The sequence below is a fragment of the Chromobacterium haemolyticum genome, assembly GCF_002081825.1.
Lineage (GTDB): Bacteria > Pseudomonadota > Gammaproteobacteria > Burkholderiales > Chromobacteriaceae > Chromobacterium > Chromobacterium fluminis.
The window spans coordinates 80,919-100,131 of sequence record NZ_MUKU01000002.1; the positions used below are offsets into that span (position 1 = coordinate 80,919).

Genomic DNA, 19,213 nt, shown 5'->3' on the forward strand with positions numbered 1-19,213 from the left:
TTTCTGTGAAGGTGGCGTCAGGCCACTTCCGAGACCCGCGGCCGGTAAGTGCTGTTCTGCAGTAGGGACTGGGTGGTCTGGTACTGAGTGACCGCTAATTGACCGCTGGCGTTCTGTTGCTGGGAGCGGGCCACCGCGTTGTTGTTGGTCTGGTTGGTCTGTTGTTCCGTCTGGTTGTTGGCGGCTTGCTGCTCATTGGCCGCCGGCACCGTGGTCGGGCGCGGAGGCGTCGCCGGCGGGGCGCTCGCGGCGCGATTGGCGCTGGCCGCTTCCGCCGCGCGCTGCTGAGCCCGCGGGGTCTCGTTGGCCGCGGTGGTCGGAGTGGCGGAACTGGCCAGGGCGGCGGTTTGGGCCTGTTCCTGGCTGACCCGTTGCTGGTCGCCGTTGCGGGTTTGCGCGGCGTTGGCCTGCGCGGTGTTCAACTGGCGTTGTAGTTGCTGCTCGACACGGGCGGTGTCGGGATTTTGCCGGACCGCGGTCTGGCTGACGTTTTGCTGTGAAACCGCAGGGGTGGCGGACCGCGGTTCTTCCAGCGTCTTTTGCTCAGGCCGCGTGTTCTGCAGCGATTGCAATTGCTGCAGAGAGTTGAGGCTGCCTATGCTGCCGGTGCTTGCCATGTCGCTCTCTCCAAACCGTGGATGCCGTTGCCGTCGCGCAGGACGGTATAGAGCCCAGTTGCCCTATATCGCTGATTCTAGAATCTTTTTTACCGGATTGCCGAATTTTTTCAGGCCTAAAGGTCAGATTTGTGGCAGTAATACCAATTCCAGCATGCGTTCGGCCAATTGATCCACGCTCAGCGGCCCTTCAGAGCGGTACCACTGCACCGACCAGTGCAGGCTGCCCAGCAGGGTGCGGCGCAGCAGCGCGGTGTCGGGTTTGACTAGGCCGGCGGCGGCGGCTTCGTCCAGCGCTTGCTGCCACAGCGCTTCGTAGCGGTCGCGCAGCACGATCAGGCCGGGCCTGGCGGCGGCGGACACGCTGCGCCATTCGTACAGCATCACTTCCAGCGCCGCCTGATTGTCCCCCAGCAGCGAATTGAGATGCACGCGGAACAGCGCGGCCAGTTTGGCCCGCGGCGATCCGGCCGCGTCCAGCGCGCGCTTCAACTGCTCGGTGGTGCTGGTGATGCCCAGGGCCATTACCGCGACCAGGATCTCTTCCTTGGTGCGGAAGTGGTAGAACAGGCTGCCGGATTGCATGCCGACCGCGTTGCCCAGGTCGCGCACTGTGGTGCGCTCGTAGCCCTGGTCGCGGAACAGCATCGCCGCGGCGCGGATCAGCTCCATGCGGCGGCTGTTTTCTTCGACGGGTGCGGTGTTGTCTGTGCTCATTATTGTGTTTTTTCTTGGGAGTGGGCGTGCAGCAGCGGAAGCGCGGCTTGCCAGACCCGTTCCGGCTCCATTTTTTCCAGGCAATCGGTATGGCCGTACGGACAGGTCCGTTCGAAACAGGGGCTGCAATCCAGGTTGAGGGAGACGATGGCGGCCCGTGTCGACAAGGGCGGCGTGAAGTCGGGGCTGGAGGAGCCGTACAGCGCCACCAGCGGCTTGTCCAGCGCCGCCGCCACGTGCATCAGGCCGGAATCGTTGCAGACGGCGAGCCGGGTCAGGCCTATCAGGTCTATCGCTTCTTCCAGGCCGGTGGCGCCGCAGAGGTTGACGGCCAGGCCGCCGGAGAGACGGCTGATATCGTCGCCCACCTCGCGGTCCTTGCCGGAGCCGAACAACCACACCGCGTAACCGGCGGCGTCGAAGCGGCGAGCCAGTTCGGCGAAGTGCCGGGCCGGCCAGCGCTTGGCCGGGCCGTACTCGGCGCCGGGGCAGAAGGCGACTGCAGGGCGGCTGGCGTCGAGCTTCAGTTTGTCCAGCGCCGCTTGCTGGCTGGCGTCGGTGAGCACCAGCCGCGGATGGCTGAGCGGCCGCGGCAGCGGTTCGCCCTTGTCTTCCGCCAGCGCGCAAAAGCGCTCCACCATCATGGGCAGCGCCTGCTCGTCCAGTTCGCGCGCGTCGTTGAGAATCCAGTAGCGCGATTCGCCGAGAAAGCCGGTGCGCAGCGGGATGCCGGCGAACAGCGGAATCAAGGCGGATTTCAGCGAGTTGGGCAGCACGATGGCTTGATCGAAGCGTTCGGCGGCCAACTGGCGCGCCACTTTCCAGCGCTCGCCCAGGCGCAGCGCGCCGTGGCCGAAGGGGTTGAGATGGGCCTTGGCCACTTCTGGCATCCGCGCCAGCAAGGGCAGGGTCCAGGCCGGCGCGAACACGTGCAGCTCCAGATCGGGGTGGCGTTGGTGCAGTCTTTGGTACAGCGGTTGCGCCATGACGCTGTCGCCGACCCAGGAAGGGCCGATGACGAGGATTTTCTTCTTCATTGCAGATGTTCCGATTGCAAACCGAAACCGGGGCGCAGCCCGGCTTGGGTTTGCAGACGAGGCGGGCCGGCAAGCAAAAAAGGTGCGGCTCGCGCCACACCTTAGCTGCGTTGCCGGCGCGGAGCCGGTCTCAGTGGTGGCCGCCTGCCGGGCCGTTCAGCTTGTAGCGGGTGCCGCAATAGGGGCACAGCGCTTCGCCGGTCTTGTGCACGGGCAGGAACACGCGCGGGTGGGAGTTCCAGGACACCATGTCCGGCATCGGGCAATGCAGCGGCAGGTCGTGCTGGGTGACTTCGATCACGCGTTGAGTGTTTTCTTTCTGTTCAGCCATTCTGTATTCCTTGCGGAGCCGCCGCGCGGGCGGCTCGTCTTGCTTAGTTGACGTAGGTCAGCCAGTGCTGGTGTTCGGCATCCAGTCCTTTGACGATGTCGAAGTAGCGCTTCTGGATTTCGGCGGTGATGGTACCACGATTGCCGTCGCCGATCGCGCGTCTGTCGAGTTCGCGGATCGGGGTCACTTCGGCGGCGGTGCCGGTGAAGAAGGCTTCGTCCGCGCTGTAGACCTCGTCGCGGGTGATGCGCTTTTCTACCAGTTCCAGGCCCATTTCCTTGGAGATCTGCACCACGGTGTCGCGGGTGATGCCTTCCAGCGCGCTGGTCAGGTCCGGAGTGTACAGCTTGCCCTTGCGGATGATGAAGATGTTTTCGCCGGAACCTTCCGCCACGAAACCATCCACATCCAGCAGCAAGGCTTCGTCGTAGCCGTCGGCGGTGGCTTCGTTGTTGGCCAGGATGGAGTTCATGTAGTTGCCGTTGGCCTTGGCCTTGCACATGGTGATGTTGACGTGGTGGCGGGTGAAGGAGGAGGTCTTCACGCGGATGCCTTTTTCCAGGCCTTCGTCGCCAAGGTAGGCGCCCCAGGGCCAGGCGGCCACGATTACGCGCACATCGTTCTTCAGCGGCGCCACGCCCAGTTTCCCGGAACCGTAGAAGGCCATCGGACGGAAATAGCAGGATTTCAGGCCGTTGGCCTTGACCACGTCCAAGTGGGCCTGACTGATCTGTTGCGGAGTGAACGGCAGCGCCATGCCCAGAATCTTGGCGGAGCGGAACAGTCGCGCGGTATGGTCTTCCAGGCGGAAGATGGCCGGACCTTTGGGGGTTTCGTAAGCGCGCACGCCTTCGAACACGCCCATGCCGTAGTGCAGGGTGTGGGTCAGTACGTGGGTGGTGGCGTCGCGCCAGTCCACCATTTCGCCGTCATACCAGATTTTTCCGTCACGATCAGCCATCGACATCTTGGTGTTCTCCAATATTGTGTTTTCGTTTGCAGGTGGGGCCGGATCTTGTCCGACCTCAGAACCTTTTCAAGGTCTCGCGAGCCAGGGCGAGACAAGGCGAAAACGAGCGAAAAAGCGGAATGTACACGTGGTACATGAGCATTTTGAGCTCGTTTTCAACGCCGTATCGCTGAGGCGCAGCAGACTTTGAACTAGGTTCTTATCCAATGAGTTTATCTCGCCCTCATGACGCTGTGAACCGTTTATTTGAGCGCTTGCTCGAATACCCGCTGCCATAGCGCGCGACACTGGCGATAGTCGTCCAGCAGCGCGCTGTCCGGGGTCACCGTCTGGCGCTCGTTGAGCCGGGCAGCGTGTTGCAGCCGGCGGTAGTGGCGGTAGGCGTTGCGCGCGGCTTCGGCGTCGGCGGCGGGGATCAGTCCGGCCTCGGCGGCGGTGGCCAGCAAAGCGATATTGCCGGCGTTGGCGGTCAGCGCCGGCAGCGCGTGGGCATGGGCCAGGATCAGGTACTGGACCAGGAATTCGATGTCTATGATGCCGCCGCGCGCGTTTTTCGGGTCTTCGTCGCGGGCGGGGTGGCTGTCCAGCATGCGTTGGCGCATCGCCAGCACTTCGTCGCGCAGAGTGTTGTGCTCGCGCCGGCGGGTGAGGATGGCGTGGCGTTCCTGTTCGAATTGGGCGCCGACGTCGGCGTCTCCGGCCACGTAGCGGGCGCGGGTCAGCGCCTGGTGCTCCCAGACCCAGGCTTGCTGCTCCTGGTATTGGCGGAAAGCGTTGACCGAGCTGACCAGCAGGCCGCTGGCGCCGTTGGGGCGCAGCCGCAGGTCGATGTCGTAGAGCACGCCGGCGGCGGTGGCGCTGGTCAGCCAGGTGGACATTTTGCGCGCCAGCCGCGAATAGAGTTCGGCGGCGTCCGGGTGCTCGTCGTCGTAGAGGAAGATCAGGTCCAGGTCCGAGGCGTAGCCCAGCTCTTTGCCGCCCAGCTTGCCGTAGCCGATGATGGCGAAGCGCGGCGTGTCGCAGTGGCGGCTGGGGATGTCCAGCCAGGCGTGGCGCAGCGTGGCGGCCAGCACGATGTCGGCCAGCAGTGACAGCTGGTCGGACAGCGCCTCCACCGTCCACATGCCGGCCAGGTCCTGCGCCACCAGGCGGAAGGATTGCGCGTGCTGGAAGTGGCGCAGCGCGTCCATCTTGGCTTCCACGTCGCCGTCGGCCTGACTCAGCTGCTGTTCCAGCTGTGCTTCCAGTTGCGGCCAGTCCGGCGTGGCGTAGAGCACGCGCGCGTCCAATAGCTCGTCCAGCAGTATCGGGTGGCGGGTCAGATAGCCGGAAACCCAGGCGCTGGATGAGTAGAGCGAGGCCAGCCGTTGCAGGGTCTGCGGGTATTCGGTCAGCAGCGCCAGATAGGATGCGCGGCGGCTGATCGCCTCCATCAAGGCGATGATGCGGGTCAGCGTGGCGTCGGCGTTGTCGAAGCGGGAGGCGACCTCGATCAGCGCCGGCATCAATTGATCGAACTGTTTGCGGCCGTTCAGCGGCATCTGCTGGTAGCGCTGCCCCTGGGCCAGGCTTTGCAGCTGGCGCGCCACTTGTTCCGGCTCGGCGAAGCCCAGCTGGCGCAGCCTCTCCACCGGCAATTCCTCGGTGATGTCGCTCCAGAGTTCGGTGAGCGGATGGTCGGCGGCGCCCTCGGTGGGCAGGATGAACACTTGCTCGAAGTGGCGGGTGACTTTGCGGCGCTGCTGGTTGAGCCGGTTCATGAACTGCTCCCAGTCGGCGCAGCCCATGCTGGCGGCGATGCGGGCGCGGTTGTCCGCGGCGGCGGGCAGGGTTTGGGTTTGCTGGTCGTCCAGGTATTGCAGCCGGTGCTCCAGATTGCGCAGGAAGGCGTAGGCTTGCAGGAGTTCGTCGACGGCGGCGGGTTCCAGCAGCCGTAGTTCGCCCAGTCGGCGCAAGGTTTCGCGGGTGCCGCGCAGTTGCAGGCTGCGGTCGCGGCCGCCGCGTATCAGTTGAAAGACTTGGGCGATGAATTCGACTTCGCGGATGCCGCCGGGGCCCAGTTTGATGTTTTCGGCCATGTCGCGGCGGGCCACTTCGCGGCGGATTTGCGCGTGCAGCTCGCGCATCGCGCCGTAGGCGCTGTAGTCCAGATATTTACGGTAAACGAAGGGGCGCGCCGTGTCGGCCAGCGCCGCCGCGTCACCGCTGAGCGGCCTGGCCTTGATCCAGGCGTATCGCTCCCATTCTCGGCCCTGGCTCAGCAGGTAGTTTTCCAGCGCGGCGAAGCTCATCGCCAGCGGTCCGGAGTCGCCGTAGGGCCGCAGCCGCATGTCGACGCGGAATACCTGGCCATCGGCAGTGACGTCGTTGAGCAGGGCGATCAGCCGCTTGCCCACCTGGGTGAAGTATTCGTGGTTGCTGATGGAACGGCCGCCGCGGGAGGCGCCGTCGGTGTCGCCGCTTTCCGGGTAGATGAAAATCAGATCGATGTCGGAACTGACGTTGAGCTCGCCGCCGCCCAACTTGCCCATGCCGATGACGATCAGTTGCTGGACCTCGCCGCTGTCCTCGCCTATCGGCTCGCCGTAGTGGGCCAGGCCGGCTCGCGCGGAGACCAGCGCCCTTTCGACGGCGAAATCGGCCAGCGCGCTGACGGTGGAAACCACCTCGTCCAGATCCGCCTGGCCGTTGAGGTCGCGGCAGATCAGCCGCGCCACCACCGCCTGCCGCAACCGCCGCAGCGCCGGGGCCAGCCCTTCGGCGTCGATCAGCGCTTCCCAATCGGCGAAGGCTTCCATCTCCGCGGCGTCGAAGCGGTGACTCAGTCGGCTTTCCAACCGCGCCTGCTCGGCGGGCTGGGCGGTCAGCAAACGTTGCAGATAGTGAGAAAACTCGCGGCTGCGGGCAATGGCAGCGGCCGTGTTTGCTGGCATAATAGGCCTCTACGGCATGTCAATTCTTGATGGCCACATTGTAACGGTTTGCCGCATTTGGAAAAGCTATTCTCCGTTCTGTCCCATATTCATGTGGTCAAGGTCCTAAAACGGACCTGTACGCTGTTGGGAATGGCCGTCGCTATCGCCTTGACGCTGCTGCTGGCGGCTTTTTGCGCGTTCACTTTCTGGGTGCTGCCCAATCTGAACCAGTTTCGCCAGCCGCTGGAGCGCTATCTGAGTCAGTCGCTGGGGCGACCTGTGCAGGTGGCGGCCTTATCCGGCGAATGGCTGACCGTGGGGCCGCGTTTCGAGTTGGGCGGCGTCACCATTGCCAATCCGCAGGACGGCAAGGCGCTGACCTTGCGCCAGGTATCGCTGGAGCCGTCGTGGCGTTCGCTGCTGGCGTTGGAGCCGCGCTTGTCCAGCGTGGTGGTCAAGGGGCCGGCGGTTGAGTTGCTGCGTTCGCGCCAGGGCGTGATCTATCTCAACGGCTTCGATCTGAGTTCCGGTCCCGCCGACAGCGGCCTCGGCAATTGGCTGCTGCGCCAGCCCAGCCTGGAGATCAGCGACGCGCGGCTGAGCTGGCAGGACGAACTGCTGGGCCTGCCTCGGCTGGATCTGAGCCAGGGCCAGCTCAAGCTGAGCGCGGGCCTGTTCGGCCATGGCCTGAAGCTGTCCGGCCAGCCGGCGGCGTCCTTGGGCAAGGGCTTCGATTTGGCTGCGTCCTGGCGCGGCGACGACATCGCCGCCTGGCAGCAGTGGTCGGGCTCGATCAAAGTGGCGCTGGACGGCGCCAGGGTGGGCTCGTGGACGCGCTATTTGCAGCAACTGGGCATGCTGCGCAGCGGAGAGGGCAGCGGCACGGTGGAGATGTCCTTCTCCGACGGCGCCATCGACGCCTTGAAAGCCAGCGTCAACGTCCACGACGCCGCCTACACGCCGCCGGATTCCCACGAACTGGTGTTGCCGCGTCTGCAGGGCGAGTTGCAGCTGACGCGTCAGCTCAGCGGCAGCTATAAGGTCAAGGCCAGCCGGCTGAGCTTGGCCAGCGCCAGCGGGCTGGCTTTCGACAACTCCAATATCGACGGCGAGTGGCGCTACGGCGAGCAGGGCTTCGGCCAACTGACGCTGGACAACGTCGACCTCGGCCATCTGACTCCCTTCATCCATGCGCTGGGCGCCGATCGCAACCCGCTGTTCGCGCGCTTTTCGCCCAGCGGCGCCTTGCGTGACCTGACCGTCAGCTGGAAGGGCGCGCTGGAAGCGCCCAAGGCCTTCAAACTCAAGTCCCGTTTTGAAAAACTGGCCTGGCAGCCGTTTGACGAGCTGCCCGGCGTGGCCGGCGTCAGCGGCGCGATCAGCTTTGATGAAAAGGGCGGCCGCTTGCAGTTGGACACCGGAAAGTCCCAGGTCAGCTATCCGTCGGTGTTCGTCGCGCCACTGGCTTTCGACAAGCTGACCGCCGATGTGGGCTGGCAGCGGCAGGGGCAGGCGGTGGCTTTGGACTTCCGTCAGGTCGCCTTCTCCAACGCCGATCTATCCGGCAGCCTGCAAGGTAGTTACCGGAATCAGGGCGGCGGCGCAGGCGTCGCGGATCTGCGCGCCAGCATCGCCGGAGTGCCGGCGGCCAGGGTGGCGGAGTATCTGCCGCACGAGGTGGGCGAGCACACTTTGCGTTGGCTGCGCCAGGCCTTGCAGGGCGGGCAGCTGCGCCAGGCCACGATGAAGCTGCGCGGCGATCTGGAACAGTTCCCTTTTGCCGGCGGCAAGGGCGGCGAGTTTCTGGTGGAGGCCGAGGTGGAGCGGGCGCGTCTCAGTTATCAGCCCGGCTGGCCTCGCATCGACGACATCGACGCCCAATTGCTGTTCCGTAATGAGCGGATGGAAGTGAACGCGCGCCGCGCCACGACGGTGGGCGTACCGCTGAGCGGCGTCAAGGCGATGATAGACAATTTGGGCGCCGACGTGCCCATGCTGACGGTGGAGGGCCGAGCGGCCGACCGTCTGCAGCGCATGCTGGCCTTCACCACGCAAAGCCCGGTGGACGGCTGGCTGGACGGTTTCACCGGCCAGATCGAAGCCGGCGGCGACGCCAGCTTGGATTTGAAACTGGGGATACCGCTGGCCGGCGAACAGGGTGTGACGGTGCGCGGCGACATCCGCTTCGCCGACAACGCGCTGCGCTTCAAATCCCTGCCGATTCCGCCGCTGAGCAAGGCGCGCGGCCGGCTGACCTTTACCGAACGCGGCGTGGACAGCCCGGGCCTGCAGTTCGTCGGCTTCGGCGGTCCGTTCCAGTTGAAGGCCAACACCGGCGCCGACAAGCGCATGCGTTTCGAACTGGCGGGCCAGGCCGATTCGCGTCAGGTGCTGAAGCAGTATCTGCCGGCGCTGGCGGAGCAGGTGTCGGGCAAGTCCGGCTACCGCGCGCAGTTCGTCGTCAAGCAAGGCCTTGAGAGCCTGACGGTGGCCTCGGACCTGCAGGGCACCGCCTTCGACTTGCCGCCGCCCTTGGCCAAGGCCGCGGCGACGGCTTTACCCCTGCAACTGCAGTTGCGGCCGCAGCAGATGCGAGGCGCGCAGACCCTGCGGCTGGACTTCAGTCTGGACGGCATGCTCGGCGGTCGCTTGCGTTTGAACGAGCACGGCGACTTGCAGGCCGGCGCGCTGGGCGTGGGGCGCGCGCCGGGTGAACCGGCGGCGTCCGGCCTGACGGTGCGGGTAGCGCAGCCCAAGGTGGTGTTGGATGACTGGTTGAAATTGGCGGACGGCGCAACGCTATCCAGCGGAGCCGGCGGGCCGGGGGCCTTGTCGGCTTTGCCTGCCTTGCAGCTGGAACTGGAAACGCCGGAATTGGTATTGCCGGGCCTGAGCCTGCACAAGGTCAACGCCCGCTTGGGCAACCGCGAGTTGTCCAAGGCCTGGACCGTACAGCTGCGCTCCAACGAGATGAGCGGCGACGCCAGCTATCGGCCGGAAGGCAACGGCCTGCTACAGGCCAATCTCAGTCGTCTGGCCTTGAGCCTGCCGGCGGACAAGGAGAAGAAGGAGGGCGCGGCGGAGGCCAAGGCCGGGGCCGGCGGCGAAGCCTCGGTGCTGAACCGCCGGCTGCCTGAGATGAAGGTGCGCGTCGGCGAATTGGTGCTGCAGGGGCGTTCGGTGGGCCGGCTGGAGCTGGAGGCGCGTCGCGAGGGCAGCGTCTGGCAGATGGCGCCCTTGCGGTTGACGACCAACGACGGCACGCTGAAGGCCATGGTGCGTTCGGACGCGCGCGGCGCCGGCAATGTCGACGCCCGCTTTGAATTGAACGTAAGCGACGCCGGCAAGCTGCTGACGCGGCTGGGCCAGGGCGAGATTTTCCGCAACGGCCAGGGCACGCTCAACGGCCGCTTGAGTTGGCCCGGCGGCCTGGGCGATCTGGATTTGGCCAAGGTATCCGGCGAATTGGCGCTAGACTTCAAGGACGGGCGCTTCGCCAAAGTGGATCCGGGCGTGGTCAAGCTGTTGGGCGCGCTCAGCTTGCAATCGCTGCCGCGCCGCATCCGTTTGGACTTCACCGATGTGTTCAGCGATGGTTTTGCCTTCGATAGCCTGAAAGGCGAGGCGCAGGCGCGCAACGGCCTGTTCACTTCTCCCAAGGTGGAGATGAAGGGACCGGGCGCGGACGTGACGATTTCCGGAGAGCTGGATCTGGGCAAGGAAACTCAGGCGCTGAAAGTTCATGTGATGCCGCGCTTGGCAGAAAGCGTGGCGTTGGCGGCGGGTGCGGCCTTGCTCAATCCGGTGGTGGGCATTGCCACGCTGGCGGCGCAGAAAGTGCTGCGCGATCCGGTGGGCCGCATCCTGTCGGTGGATTACGAAGTGAGCGGCTCGCTGCGAGACCCTAAAGTAGTGCGCACGGCGATCGGTCCGATACAGCAGAACAAAGGGGGGAAACCATGAGGCAAAAATTTCTGGCGGCGGCGGTGCAGATGGTGTCAGGCTCTGATGTGACGGCCAATTTACAGCGCGCCGCGCATTGGGTGGCGGAAGCCGCCGGCAAAGGCGCGCGGCTGGTGGTCTTGCCCGAGTACTTTTGCCTGATGGGGCGGCAGGAAACCGACAAGGTGGCTGTATGCGAGGCCTATGGCGACGGTCCCATCCAGAGCGCGCTGGCGCGGATGGCGCAGGAGAACAGCGTGTGGCTGGCGGCCGGTACCGTGCCCTTGCGCAGCCCGGAGCCGCAGCGGGTGCTGAACACCACCTTGCTGTTCGACCCGGACGGCGAGGTGCGCGCCCGCTACGACAAGATCCACCTGTTCGGTTTTTCCGGCCTGGGCGAGACTTATTGCGAATCCAACACCATCCGGCCGGGCGAGCAGCCGGTGAAGGCCGACCTCGGCTTTGCCGAGATGGCTTTCGGCATCTGCTACGATCTGCGCTTTCCAGAGCTGTTCCGCCAGCTGTCGCCCTATGATCTGATGATTCTGCCGGCGGCCTTCACCGCCACCACCGGCGAAGCGCACTGGGAGCCGCTGCTGCGCGCGCGCGCTATCGAGAACCAGAGCTATGTGCTGGCCTCGGCGCAGGGCGGAGAACACGACAACGGCCGCAAGACCCACGGGCATTCGATGATCATCGATCCCTGGGGCCGCGTGCTGGCCGAAATAGACAAGGGCGAGGGCGTGATCCTCGCCGAAATAGACCCGACATTGATCCAGTCGGTGCGCACCCGCCTGCCGGCGCTGGCGCACCGCGTACTCGCGTGAAAGAACCCGACACTATGCAAGATGCTTTCTCCGCGGCAGACAGCCTGCTGCTCAAGCCTTACGGCCTGGACGAGGCGGCTTTGGAAGCCACGCTGGCGCGCATGCGCCACCACGCCATCGACTACGCCGATCTCTATTTTCAATACACTCGCAGCGAGGCCTGGAGCCTGGAAGAGGGCATCGTCAAGTCCGGCAGCTTTAGCATTGATCAAGGCGTGGGCGTGCGCGCCGTGGCCGGAGACAAGACCGCCTTCGCCTATTCCGACGCCATCAGCCTGGAGGCGCTGAGCCGCTCCGCCGACGCGGTGCGCGCCATCGGCCAGGTGGGCGGGGACGGTTCCGCCGGCGCGCAGACCCGGCGAGCGCCCAAGCCGCTGTATCCGGCGCTGGACCCGTGCCACAGCCTGGAGGCGGCGGCCAAGGTGGCCTTGTTGGAAAAGGTGGAACGGATGGCCCGGGCGCTGGACCCGCGGGTGATTCAGGTGATGGCCGGCATGGCCAGCGAATACGATGTGGTTTACGTGGCGCGCCACGACGGCGTGCGCGCCGCCGACGTGCGGCCGCTGGTGCGGCTGTCGGTGATGGTGATCGCCGAGCAAGACGGCCGCCGCGAGCAGGGCTCCAGCGGCGGCGGCGGTCGCTTCGACCTGGCCTACTTCGACGACGAGGTGTTGGAGCGCTACGCGCGCCAGGCGGTGCATCAGGCCTTGACCAACTTGGACTCGCGTCCGGCGCCGGCCGGCCAGATGACCGTGGTGTTGGGCCCGGGCTGGCCCGGCGTGCTCTTGCACGAGGCGATAGGCCATGGCCTGGAAGGCGATTTCAACCGCAAGGGCACTTCGGCCTTTTCCGGCAAGATCGGTCAGCGGGTGGCGGCGCCGGGCGTCACAGTGGTGGACGACGGGGTGATGGAAGAGCGCCGCGGCTCGCTGGCGATAGACGACGAGGGCAATCCCACTCAGCGCACCGTGCTGATCGAGGACGGCGTGCTCAAGGGTTATATGCAGGACGCGATGAATTCGCGCCTGATGCAGGTGGGCGCCACCGGCAACGGCCGCCGCGAGTCCTACGCCCACATCCCGATGCCGCGGATGACCAATACCTATATGCTGGCCGGCCAGCACGATCCGCAGGAAATCATCGCCTCGGTTAAGGACGGTCTGTACGCGGTCAATTTCGGTGGCGGCCAGGTGGACATCACCAGCGGCAAGTTCGTGTTCTCCGCGTCGGAAGCCTGGCGCATCGAAAACGGCAAGCTCAGTTACCCGGTCAAGGGCGCCACCCTGATTGGCAACGGGCCGGACGTGCTCAACTACGTCAGCATGATAGGCAATGATTTGCAGCTGGATCAGGGCGTCGGCGTCTGCGGCAAGGAGGGCCAGAGCGTGCCGGTGGGCGTGGGCCAGCCCACGCTGCGCATAGACGGCGGCCTGACCGTGGGCGGCACCGGCGGCTAAGAAGCTGCGTAAACAGGGTCTTTGAGAAAGGCGAAGCGCTGGAGCTTCGCCTTTTTTTACGCCTATTTTCAAATTGAACAAGCAGATCATCCAAATTTAAAGCCAATTATCAAATCCTTTCGGCGGCGACACAATGCGCTGGTCCGGTGTCGCCGTGTTGGCGACGCCGCAATCGGGAGACGATGATGAAAGCTTTGACCTTGGCGCTGGGCTTCGGCCTGGCCTTGACCGCGGCCTTCGCCGGCGCGGCGGAAAACCTGCCGCAACCGGCGCGGGTGTGGGCGGACCGTCCGGCCGGTAGCACGGCGGCGGTGAAGTTGGCCGCGCTGCGTTACGCGGCGTTCTGGAACAGCGGCGATCCGCGCTACGCCGAACTGGCCTTGGACCCCGACTTCATCGACCGCACCCTGCCCGCCGGCCGTCAGCAGGGCGTGGCCGGGCCCTTGCAGGCCTCGCGCCAGTTCCGCGCCGCGGTGCCGGATTTGAAGGTGGACGTCACCGACATGGTGCTGGCCGGCGACCGCGTCGCGCTGCGCCTGCATTTCCAGGGCCATTTCAGCGGCCGCTTCGGCGACGTGCAAGGCCAGGGCCAGCCGGTGGAATTCCAGGCCTTCGACCTGTACCGCGTCAAGAACGGCCGCATCGCCGAGAACTGGCATCTGGAAGACAATCTGACCCTGATGCAGCAACTGGGCGTGGTGAAGCCATGAGCGCGGGGGGTTTTGCTTTCCACGGCCAGACCGTGGCGGTGCTGGGCGGCGGCTCCGGCATCGGCCGGGCGGTGGCGGACGCGGCCGCGGCGGCCGGCGCGCGGGTCTATGTGCTGGGACGCAGCGCCCAATCCGAGGCGGATCGCGAAGGCATCCAGGCGGACATGACCGACAGCCGGGCATTGGCCCGGGCCTTCGCCGACATCGGCCGCATCGATCATCTGGTGCTGACCGCAGGCGCCCGGGTCGGCGCGCCGGCCTTGGCCGAGTTGAGCGAGGAGGCCTTGCGGCAGACTTTCGACGTCAAGCTGTTCGGCAGCCTGCTGGCGGTGCGCGAGGCCTTGCCCTATCTGACGGAGCGGGCGTCGGTGACCTTCACCTCCGGCCTGCTGGCGCGCAAATTCTCCAGCGGCGGCCTGCTGAAAAGCACGGTCAACGCCGCGCTGGAGGCGGCGGCCAAGAATCTGGCCAAGGAACTGGCGCCGCGCCGCGTCAACGTGGTCAGCCCCGGCGTGGTGGACACCGAGCTATGGGGCGAGGCCGGCTCGGCCGCGCGCCAGGCGACGCTGGCGCGCATCGGCCAGGGTCTGCCCGTCGGCCGCGTCGGCCAGCCGCGGGAATTGGCGCAAGCCTATCTGCTGGCGATGGCCAACGGCTTCATCTCCGGCGCGGTGCTGGACGTGGAGGGCGGGGCCTTGTTGTAGGCCCTGGCCCAAGAGAGAGGACTCGAGATGTCCGATACCCTACCCATTAATCGTCGCCAGTTCCTGGCCGGCGCGGCCGCGGGCGGCACCGCGCTGATGCTGGCGCACGGCGCGGCGCTGGCGGCGACAGGAGCAAGCAAAATGACGGCAATTTCAACAAGCGACGGCGCCTTCTGGCCGAACGGCGCCCGCCTGGCGATTTCGATTTCCATGCAGTTCGAGGCCGGCGCGCAGCCGGAGCGCGGCGCCAGCGGGCCGTTTCCGCCGCTGGACCCCAAGTACGCGGATCTGCCGATGCAAAGCTGGTACGACTACGGCGTGAAGGAGGGCATTCCGCGGCTGCTGGACTTGTGGGACCGCACCGGGGTCAAGGTGACTTCGCACATGGTGGGGCAGGCGGTGGACCGCAGCCCACGGCTGGCGCGCGAGATCGTGGCGCGCGGTCACGAGGCGGCGGCGCACGGTCAAACCTGGGAGCCGCAATACCCGATGACGCCGGAGCAGGAACTGGCGGCCTACAGCGCCAATATCGCCAGCATCGAGCGCGCCACCGGCACGCGGCCGGTGGGCTTCAACGCCTTCTGGCTGCGCGGCACGCCCAATACCCTGAGCATTCTGCAGCAACTGGGCTTTCTCTATCACATCGACAACGTCAGCCGCGACGAGCCGTTCACGGTGGCGGTCAAGGGCAAGCCCTTCGTGGTGGTGCCTTATACCTTGCGCAACAACGACATCGTGCGTTTCGATTCGCCGGCGCTGAGCAATGAGGCTTATCTGTCGGATCTGAAGGCCGAATTCGACGTGCTCTACGCCGAGGCGGGTTCGCGGCGGCGGATGATGTCGATCAGCACCCACGACCGCATTTCCGGCTCGCCGGCGCGGGTCAAGGCGCTGGAGCAGTTCATCCGCTATGCGCAAAGCCATGCCGGCGTCGCCTTCATGCGCAAGGACGAGATCGCGCGCTACGCGCTGCAGGCGGACAAAGTGCCGGCAGACTGAGAACCTTGGGTCTTGAGTCGCGTTCCACAACCGCGGGACGGCCATTGGCCGCGCCGCGGTTTTCTTAGAACCTGTTTACGATCTCGCGAGCTAAGGCGAGACAAGGCGAAAACGGTTGAAGAAGCGGAATGTACAGGTGGTACATGAGCATTCTGAAAGCGTTTTCAACGCCGTATCGCCGACGCGCAGCAGATCGTAAACAGGTTCTTACAATTGGGCGCCGGCCTCCGGTAGCAGGGCGGTGGCCGGCAACGTCGACAGCCGCTCGCGCAAGAAATCGATCAGCCGACGAATGCGCAGCGGCTGGCCGCGCTGGCCGGGGTAGAGCAGATGCAGCGGCGCGCTGTCAGTGAAGTATTCGTCCAGCACCGTGAGCAGGCGGCCCTGGCGCAGATCGTCGGCGATGTCCAGCAGCGATTTGTAGGCGAAGCCCTGGCCTTGCAGCGCCCAGCGGCGGATCACCTCGCCGTCGTTGCTCTGCTGCGCGCGCTCCAGCCGCAGCGCACGGCGCTGGCCGTGCTCGCGGTAAGGCCATTCATGCATCGGCCCGTCGCCGGTGACCAGGGTCAGCGTCGGCAGCTCGGCCAGCTGCCGCGGATGGCTGGGCGTGCCGGTGCGCGCCAGCAGCGCCGGCGCGGCGCAGACCACGCGGCGGCTGGCGGCCAGTTCGCGCGCGATCAGGCTGCTGTCCGCCGGCTGGCCGTAGCGGATGGCGATGTCGATGTCCTCGCCGATCAAATCGGCCGGGGTGTCGTCCAGCTGCAAGGCGAAATGCACCGCCGGGTGCAGGCGGCGGAATTCGTCCAGGCAGTCCAGCAAGGCGTGGCGGCCCAGGTCCGACGGCGCCGACAGCCGGATCAGGCCGCTGAGTTCGCGCTGCTCGCGCTGCAGCCGGTCCTGGCCTTGCTGAAGGGTGTCCAGCGCGCGCTGGCAGTGGTCGCGGAAGACTTCGCCGGCCTCGGTCAGCCGAAGCTGGCGGGTGGTGCGTTGGAACAGCCGGCTGTCCAGCGCGGCCTCCAGCCGCTGGATGCAGGCGCTGGCGGCGGCGGGGGACAGGCCTTGCTTGCGGCCGGCGGCGGAGAAGCTGCCCAGCTGGGCGGCGTCGAGGAAGAGGCGTAGGTCGTTGAGTCGATCAAGCATGTGAATGGCCCAGGCGCGGCAGCGCCCGGGCGGGGAGGGATTTAAATGGTTTCGGTATTGGCCAGCAGCCATTCGCGCGCCGCGCCGTCCACCAGCGGCAGCAAGCGCGCGCGCACCTCGGCGTGGTACTGGTTCAGCCAGTCCACCTCGGCGCGGGACAATAGGTTGAAGTCCAGGCAGCGGGTGTCGATGGGGCAAAGTGTCAGGGTTTCGAAGCGCAGGAAGTCGCCGAATTCGTTCTGCGACGAGGCCACGTTCAGCACCAGGTTCTCGATGCGCACGCCCCAGCGGCCCGGGCGGTAGACGCCGGGCTCGATCGAGGTGACCATGCCTTCCTGCATCGCCATATTGGCGTCCGGCACCGCGCGGGAAATGCTCTGCGGGCCTTCGTGCACATTGAGGAAGTAGCCGACGCCGTGGCCGGTGCCGTGGCCGAAGTCGATGTCCTGCTGCCACAGCGGCGCGCGCGCCAGCGCGTCCAGCATCGGCGACAGGGTGCCGCGCGGGAAATGGGCCATGGACAGGCCGATGGTGCCTTTCAGCACCAGGGTGAAGTCGCGCTTCTGCTCGGCGGACGGCGCGCCGACCGCCACCACGCGGGTGATGTCGGTGGTGCCGCCCAGGTATTGGCCGCCGGAGTCTATCAGCAGCAAGCCGTCGCCCTTGATCTCGCTGTGGGCGGCTTCGGTGGCGTGGTAGTGCGGCAGCGCGCCGTTGGCGTTGAAGCCGGCGATGGTGCCGAAGCTGGGCGACACGAAGCCGGGCCGGCGCGCGCGCGCGGCGGTGATTTCCTCGTCTATGGTCAGCTCGGTGACGCGGCTGCGGTTGACCTCGCCTTCGAACCAGGCGAAGAACTCGCACAGGGCCGCGCCGTCCTGTTCCATCGCGCCGCGGATGTGGGCGGCCTCTTCCTCCGTCCTGCAGGACTTGAACAGGGTGCTGGGATTGATCGCCTCGATTACGCGGGCGGCCGGATTGACCGCCTGGCGCAGGCCCAGGGTCACGCGGCGCGGGTCCAGCAGCAGGCTGGCGCCGGCCGGCAAGGCGGCGAGCGCCGGCTTGGCCTGGGCGTAAAGCCGCACTTCGACGCCGTCGGCCGCCAGTTGGGCGCGCAGCTCGGCGGAAACCTTGCCTTCGCCGACGAAGAGGGTGGCCTGCCGACGGCTCAGCAGCGCGTGGCTGATGAAGACCGGATTGTAGTTGACGTCGCTGCCGCGCAGATTGAAGCTCCAGGCGATGTCGTCCAGCGTGGACAGGAAGTGCCAGTCGGCGCCGGCCTCGTCCATGGCGGCGCGCAAGCGCGCCAGCTTATCGGCGCGGCTTTGCGGCGCGAACGCCGCCTCATGTTGATACACCGGCGCGTCCGGCAGCGGCGGGCGTTGCGGGTCGATGGCGTCTATCAGGTCCAGATCGGTGCGCAAGAGGGCGCCGGCCTGTTCCAGCGCGGCTTGCAGCGCCTTGGCCGCGGCCAGGCCCAGCGAATCGCCGTCCACCGCCAGCGTCTGGCCGGCGCTCAGGGTTTTGGCGATCCAGCCCAGGTGGTCGGCGCTGGCGGCGCTGATGATTTTGACCAGCTGGATGCCGCTGCCGGCCAATTCGGCCTCCGCTTGCACCCAGTAACGGCTGTCGGCCCAGACGCCGGCGAAGTCGCGGGTGACGATCAGCGTGCCCATGGAGCCGGTGAAGCCGGACAACCATTGGCGAGCCTGCCAGCGTGCCGGCAGGTATTCCGACAAATGCGGGTCCGAGGAGGGCACCAGACAGGCGTCGACGCCGGCGTTCTTCATGGCGGCGCGCAAGGAGGCGATGCGTTGCGGAATGGTGTCCAATTGCGGGGTTGCGAGGGTGTTCATGCCGGCTCCGGGGGATGTATGCCATGCATTCTGTGGCTAATGAAACCGGGGCGCAAGAGTATGAGCATAGCTAATGATTGCCATGTCATTTCTTGAGTCGGCACAAGCGCTGCTGAGAGGTCTATACTGGAGCCGGCATCGGCACCGCCGATGCATGCCAAGGAGCTGATCATGAGTAAATCAAGACACAGCAGCAAGGAAGCCAAGAAGCAGCCGTTGATGACGCCCAAAGAGAAACGGGCGGCCAAACATCAGAAAAAGCACGGGCCGGACGGTGTCCCCATCATTGTTCCTCACTAAGGCAAGCGCCGTGGCGATGCGGCAGCCCTGATGTGCCGACCGCCTTGCTGGTTTTGATCCGCGCGTTGTTACCCTCCACGGTCCATGTGACCGTCTACGCCGGCCAGTGGGCCGGCCAATCGTCCAAACCTCCTGCCATCGCGGCCAGGAGGTTTTTGTTTGGCGCGGATTGCTTGCGGATCAAGGGCAGGCGCGCGCCGCCAAAATATGCTTGTTGATTTTTTTCGGCGGAGACGATAGCTTTACCGGCTTTATTCGGGGCCGGCCGCCGTGAACGCGGCGGGGGCGGGGGACAGGCGATGCAACAGGCAATCGAGGTGACGGGCTATCACGCCCATGTCTATTATAACGCGGCGCAGCAGCCGGCTGCGCGGCGGCTGCGCGAGGCGGTGGCGCAGCGCTTCGAGGTGGAGTTGGGACGCTGGCGCGAGCAGGCTTACGGGCCGCACCCGGTGGGCGCTTATCAGATCGCTTTCGCGCCGGCCTTGTTTGGCGAGATCGTGCCGTGGCTGATGTTGAACCGGGAAGGGCTGAGCGCGCTGCTGCATCCGCTAACCGGAGACGATGTCGAGGACCACAGCGATTTCGCCATGTGGCTGGGCGCGCCGCTGGAGTTGAACATGGACTTTCTGCACCAACACGGCGACAACGCGCGTTCGGGCTGAGCCTGCCCGCGAGTACCAAAAACCCCACC

16 protein-coding genes are annotated in these 19,213 nt (G+C 66.0%); 8 read left to right on the forward strand and 8 right to left on the reverse strand.

The window, feature by feature from the left end:
• Positions 1-17: 17 nt before the first annotated feature.
• The 6 genes from B0T39_RS01620 to glnE form a co-directional block, all read right to left on the reverse strand.
• On the reverse strand, positions 18-617 hold the full coding sequence (locus B0T39_RS01620; protein ID WP_081544503.1) for a hypothetical protein: 600 nt from the start codon (positions 615-617) through the stop codon (positions 18-20).
• Between the two features lie 123 nt (positions 618-740).
• Entirely contained in the window at positions 741-1,334 is a 594-nt protein-coding gene (locus B0T39_RS01625; RefSeq protein WP_081544504.1) for a TetR/AcrR family transcriptional regulator, read from the reverse strand.
• The gene (gene waaF / locus B0T39_RS01630) at positions 1,334-2,371 is read right to left on the reverse strand and encodes a lipopolysaccharide heptosyltransferase II (RefSeq protein WP_081544505.1); all 1,038 of its coding nucleotides are present in this window, start codon (positions 2,369-2,371) and stop codon (positions 1,334-1,336) included. Before waaF ends, B0T39_RS01625 begins: the two co-directional genes overlap by 1 nt.
• A 130-nt stretch (positions 2,372-2,501) precedes the next feature.
• A complete protein-coding gene (locus tag B0T39_RS01635) occupies positions 2,502-2,702 on the reverse strand; it encodes a zinc-finger domain-containing protein (RefSeq protein ID WP_019104039.1) in 201 nt (66 codons plus the stop codon).
• 43 nt (positions 2,703-2,745) lie between these two features.
• On the reverse strand, positions 2,746-3,669 hold the full coding sequence (locus tag B0T39_RS01640) for a branched-chain amino acid transaminase (RefSeq protein ID WP_081544506.1): 924 nt from the start codon (positions 3,667-3,669) through the stop codon (positions 2,746-2,748).
• A 245-nt stretch (positions 3,670-3,914) separates the two neighbouring features.
• Positions 3,915-6,605, reverse strand: a complete 2,691-nt coding sequence (gene glnE, locus B0T39_RS01645; protein ID WP_081544507.1) for a bifunctional [glutamate--ammonia ligase]-adenylyl-L-tyrosine phosphorylase/[glutamate--ammonia-ligase] adenylyltransferase — start codon at positions 6,603-6,605, stop codon at positions 3,915-3,917.
• Positions 6,606-6,698: 93 nt separating this feature from the next.
• On the opposite strand from glnE, the gene B0T39_RS01650 reads away from it, so the two are divergent.
• From B0T39_RS01650 to B0T39_RS01675, 6 genes are all read left to right on the forward strand, one after another.
• The gene (locus B0T39_RS01650; RefSeq protein WP_439896875.1) at positions 6,699-10,550 is read left to right on the forward strand and encodes a YhdP family protein; all 3,852 of its coding nucleotides are present in this window, start codon (positions 6,699-6,701) and stop codon (positions 10,548-10,550) included.
• Positions 10,547-11,356 (forward strand): carbon-nitrogen hydrolase family protein, encoded by an 810-nt coding sequence (locus B0T39_RS01655; protein ID WP_081544509.1) that lies wholly within the window; start codon positions 10,547-10,549, stop codon positions 11,354-11,356. The genes B0T39_RS01650 and B0T39_RS01655 overlap by 4 nt, the downstream gene beginning before the upstream one ends.
• 14 nt (positions 11,357-11,370) lie before the next feature.
• Positions 11,371-12,813 (forward strand): metalloprotease TldD, encoded by a 1,443-nt coding sequence (gene tldD / locus B0T39_RS01660; protein ID WP_081544510.1) that lies wholly within the window; start codon positions 11,371-11,373, stop codon positions 12,811-12,813.
• Between the two features lie 185 nt (positions 12,814-12,998).
• Positions 12,999-13,523 carry an ester cyclase gene (locus B0T39_RS01665; RefSeq protein WP_081544511.1) on the forward strand — a complete coding sequence of 175 codons (525 nt, stop codon included), beginning with the start codon at positions 12,999-13,001 and terminating at the stop codon, positions 13,521-13,523.
• Positions 13,520-14,227 (forward strand): SDR family oxidoreductase, encoded by a 708-nt coding sequence (locus B0T39_RS01670; RefSeq protein WP_081544512.1) that lies wholly within the window; start codon positions 13,520-13,522, stop codon positions 14,225-14,227. Before B0T39_RS01665 ends, B0T39_RS01670 begins: the two co-directional genes overlap by 4 nt.
• Before the next feature lie 27 nt (positions 14,228-14,254).
• Complete coding sequence (locus B0T39_RS01675) at positions 14,255-15,226, forward strand: polysaccharide deacetylase family protein (RefSeq protein WP_081544513.1); 972 nt, start codon at positions 14,255-14,257, stop codon at positions 15,224-15,226.
• Positions 15,227-15,433: 207 nt separating this feature from the next.
• Here B0T39_RS01675 and B0T39_RS01680 read toward each other — a convergent pair whose 3' ends face one another.
• Positions 15,434-16,366 (reverse strand): LysR family transcriptional regulator, encoded by a 933-nt coding sequence (locus tag B0T39_RS01680; protein WP_081544514.1) that lies wholly within the window; start codon positions 16,364-16,366, stop codon positions 15,434-15,436.
• Between the two features lie 41 nt (positions 16,367-16,407).
• Positions 16,408-18,195, reverse strand: a complete 1,788-nt coding sequence (locus tag B0T39_RS01685; RefSeq protein WP_217806185.1) for an aminopeptidase P family protein — start codon at positions 18,193-18,195, stop codon at positions 16,408-16,410.
• A 195-nt stretch (positions 18,196-18,390) separates the two neighbouring features.
• Here B0T39_RS01685 and B0T39_RS26070 point away from each other — a divergent pair, with 195 nt between their 5' ends.
• Entirely contained in the window at positions 18,391-18,519 is a 129-nt protein-coding gene (locus B0T39_RS26070; RefSeq protein WP_254894466.1) for a hypothetical protein, read from the forward strand.
• Positions 18,520-18,818: 299 nt separating this feature from the next.
• Complete coding sequence (locus tag B0T39_RS01690) at positions 18,819-19,184, forward strand: DOPA 4,5-dioxygenase family protein (protein WP_081544516.1); 366 nt, start codon at positions 18,819-18,821, stop codon at positions 19,182-19,184.
• The last annotated feature ends 29 nt before the right edge of the window (positions 19,185-19,213 follow it).

Coding starts and splice junctions, on each gene's coding strand:
- B0T39_RS01670 (WP_081544512.1), top strand. CDS start 13,520: ATGAGCGCGGGGGGTTTTGCTTTCCACGGCCAGACCGTGGCGGTGCTG.
- B0T39_RS01620 (WP_081544503.1), bottom strand. CDS start 617: ATGGCAAGCACCGGCAGCATAGGCAGCCTCAACTCTCTGCAGCAATTG.
- B0T39_RS01665 (WP_081544511.1), top strand. CDS start 12,999: ATGAAAGCTTTGACCTTGGCGCTGGGCTTCGGCCTGGCCTTGACCGCG.
- B0T39_RS01655 (WP_081544509.1), top strand. CDS start 10,547: ATGAGGCAAAAATTTCTGGCGGCGGCGGTGCAGATGGTGTCAGGCTCT.
- B0T39_RS01680 (WP_081544514.1), bottom strand. CDS start 16,366: ATGCTTGATCGACTCAACGACCTACGCCTCTTCCTCGACGCCGCCCAG.
- B0T39_RS01690 (WP_081544516.1), top strand. CDS start 18,819: ATGCAACAGGCAATCGAGGTGACGGGCTATCACGCCCATGTCTATTAT.
- B0T39_RS26070 (WP_254894466.1), top strand. CDS start 18,391: ATGAGTAAATCAAGACACAGCAGCAAGGAAGCCAAGAAGCAGCCGTTG.
- tldD (WP_081544510.1), top strand. CDS start 11,371: ATGCAAGATGCTTTCTCCGCGGCAGACAGCCTGCTGCTCAAGCCTTAC.
- B0T39_RS01675 (WP_081544513.1), top strand. CDS start 14,255: ATGTCCGATACCCTACCCATTAATCGTCGCCAGTTCCTGGCCGGCGCG.
- glnE (WP_081544507.1), bottom strand. CDS start 6,605: ATGCCAGCAAACACGGCCGCTGCCATTGCCCGCAGCCGCGAGTTTTCT.
- B0T39_RS01625 (WP_081544504.1), bottom strand. CDS start 1,334: ATGAGCACAGACAACACCGCACCCGTCGAAGAAAACAGCCGCCGCATG.
- waaF (WP_081544505.1), bottom strand. CDS start 2,371: ATGAAGAAGAAAATCCTCGTCATCGGCCCTTCCTGGGTCGGCGACAGC.
- B0T39_RS01640 (WP_081544506.1), bottom strand. CDS start 3,669: ATGTCGATGGCTGATCGTGACGGAAAAATCTGGTATGACGGCGAAATG.
- B0T39_RS01635 (WP_019104039.1), bottom strand. CDS start 2,702: ATGGCTGAACAGAAAGAAAACACTCAACGCGTGATCGAAGTCACCCAG.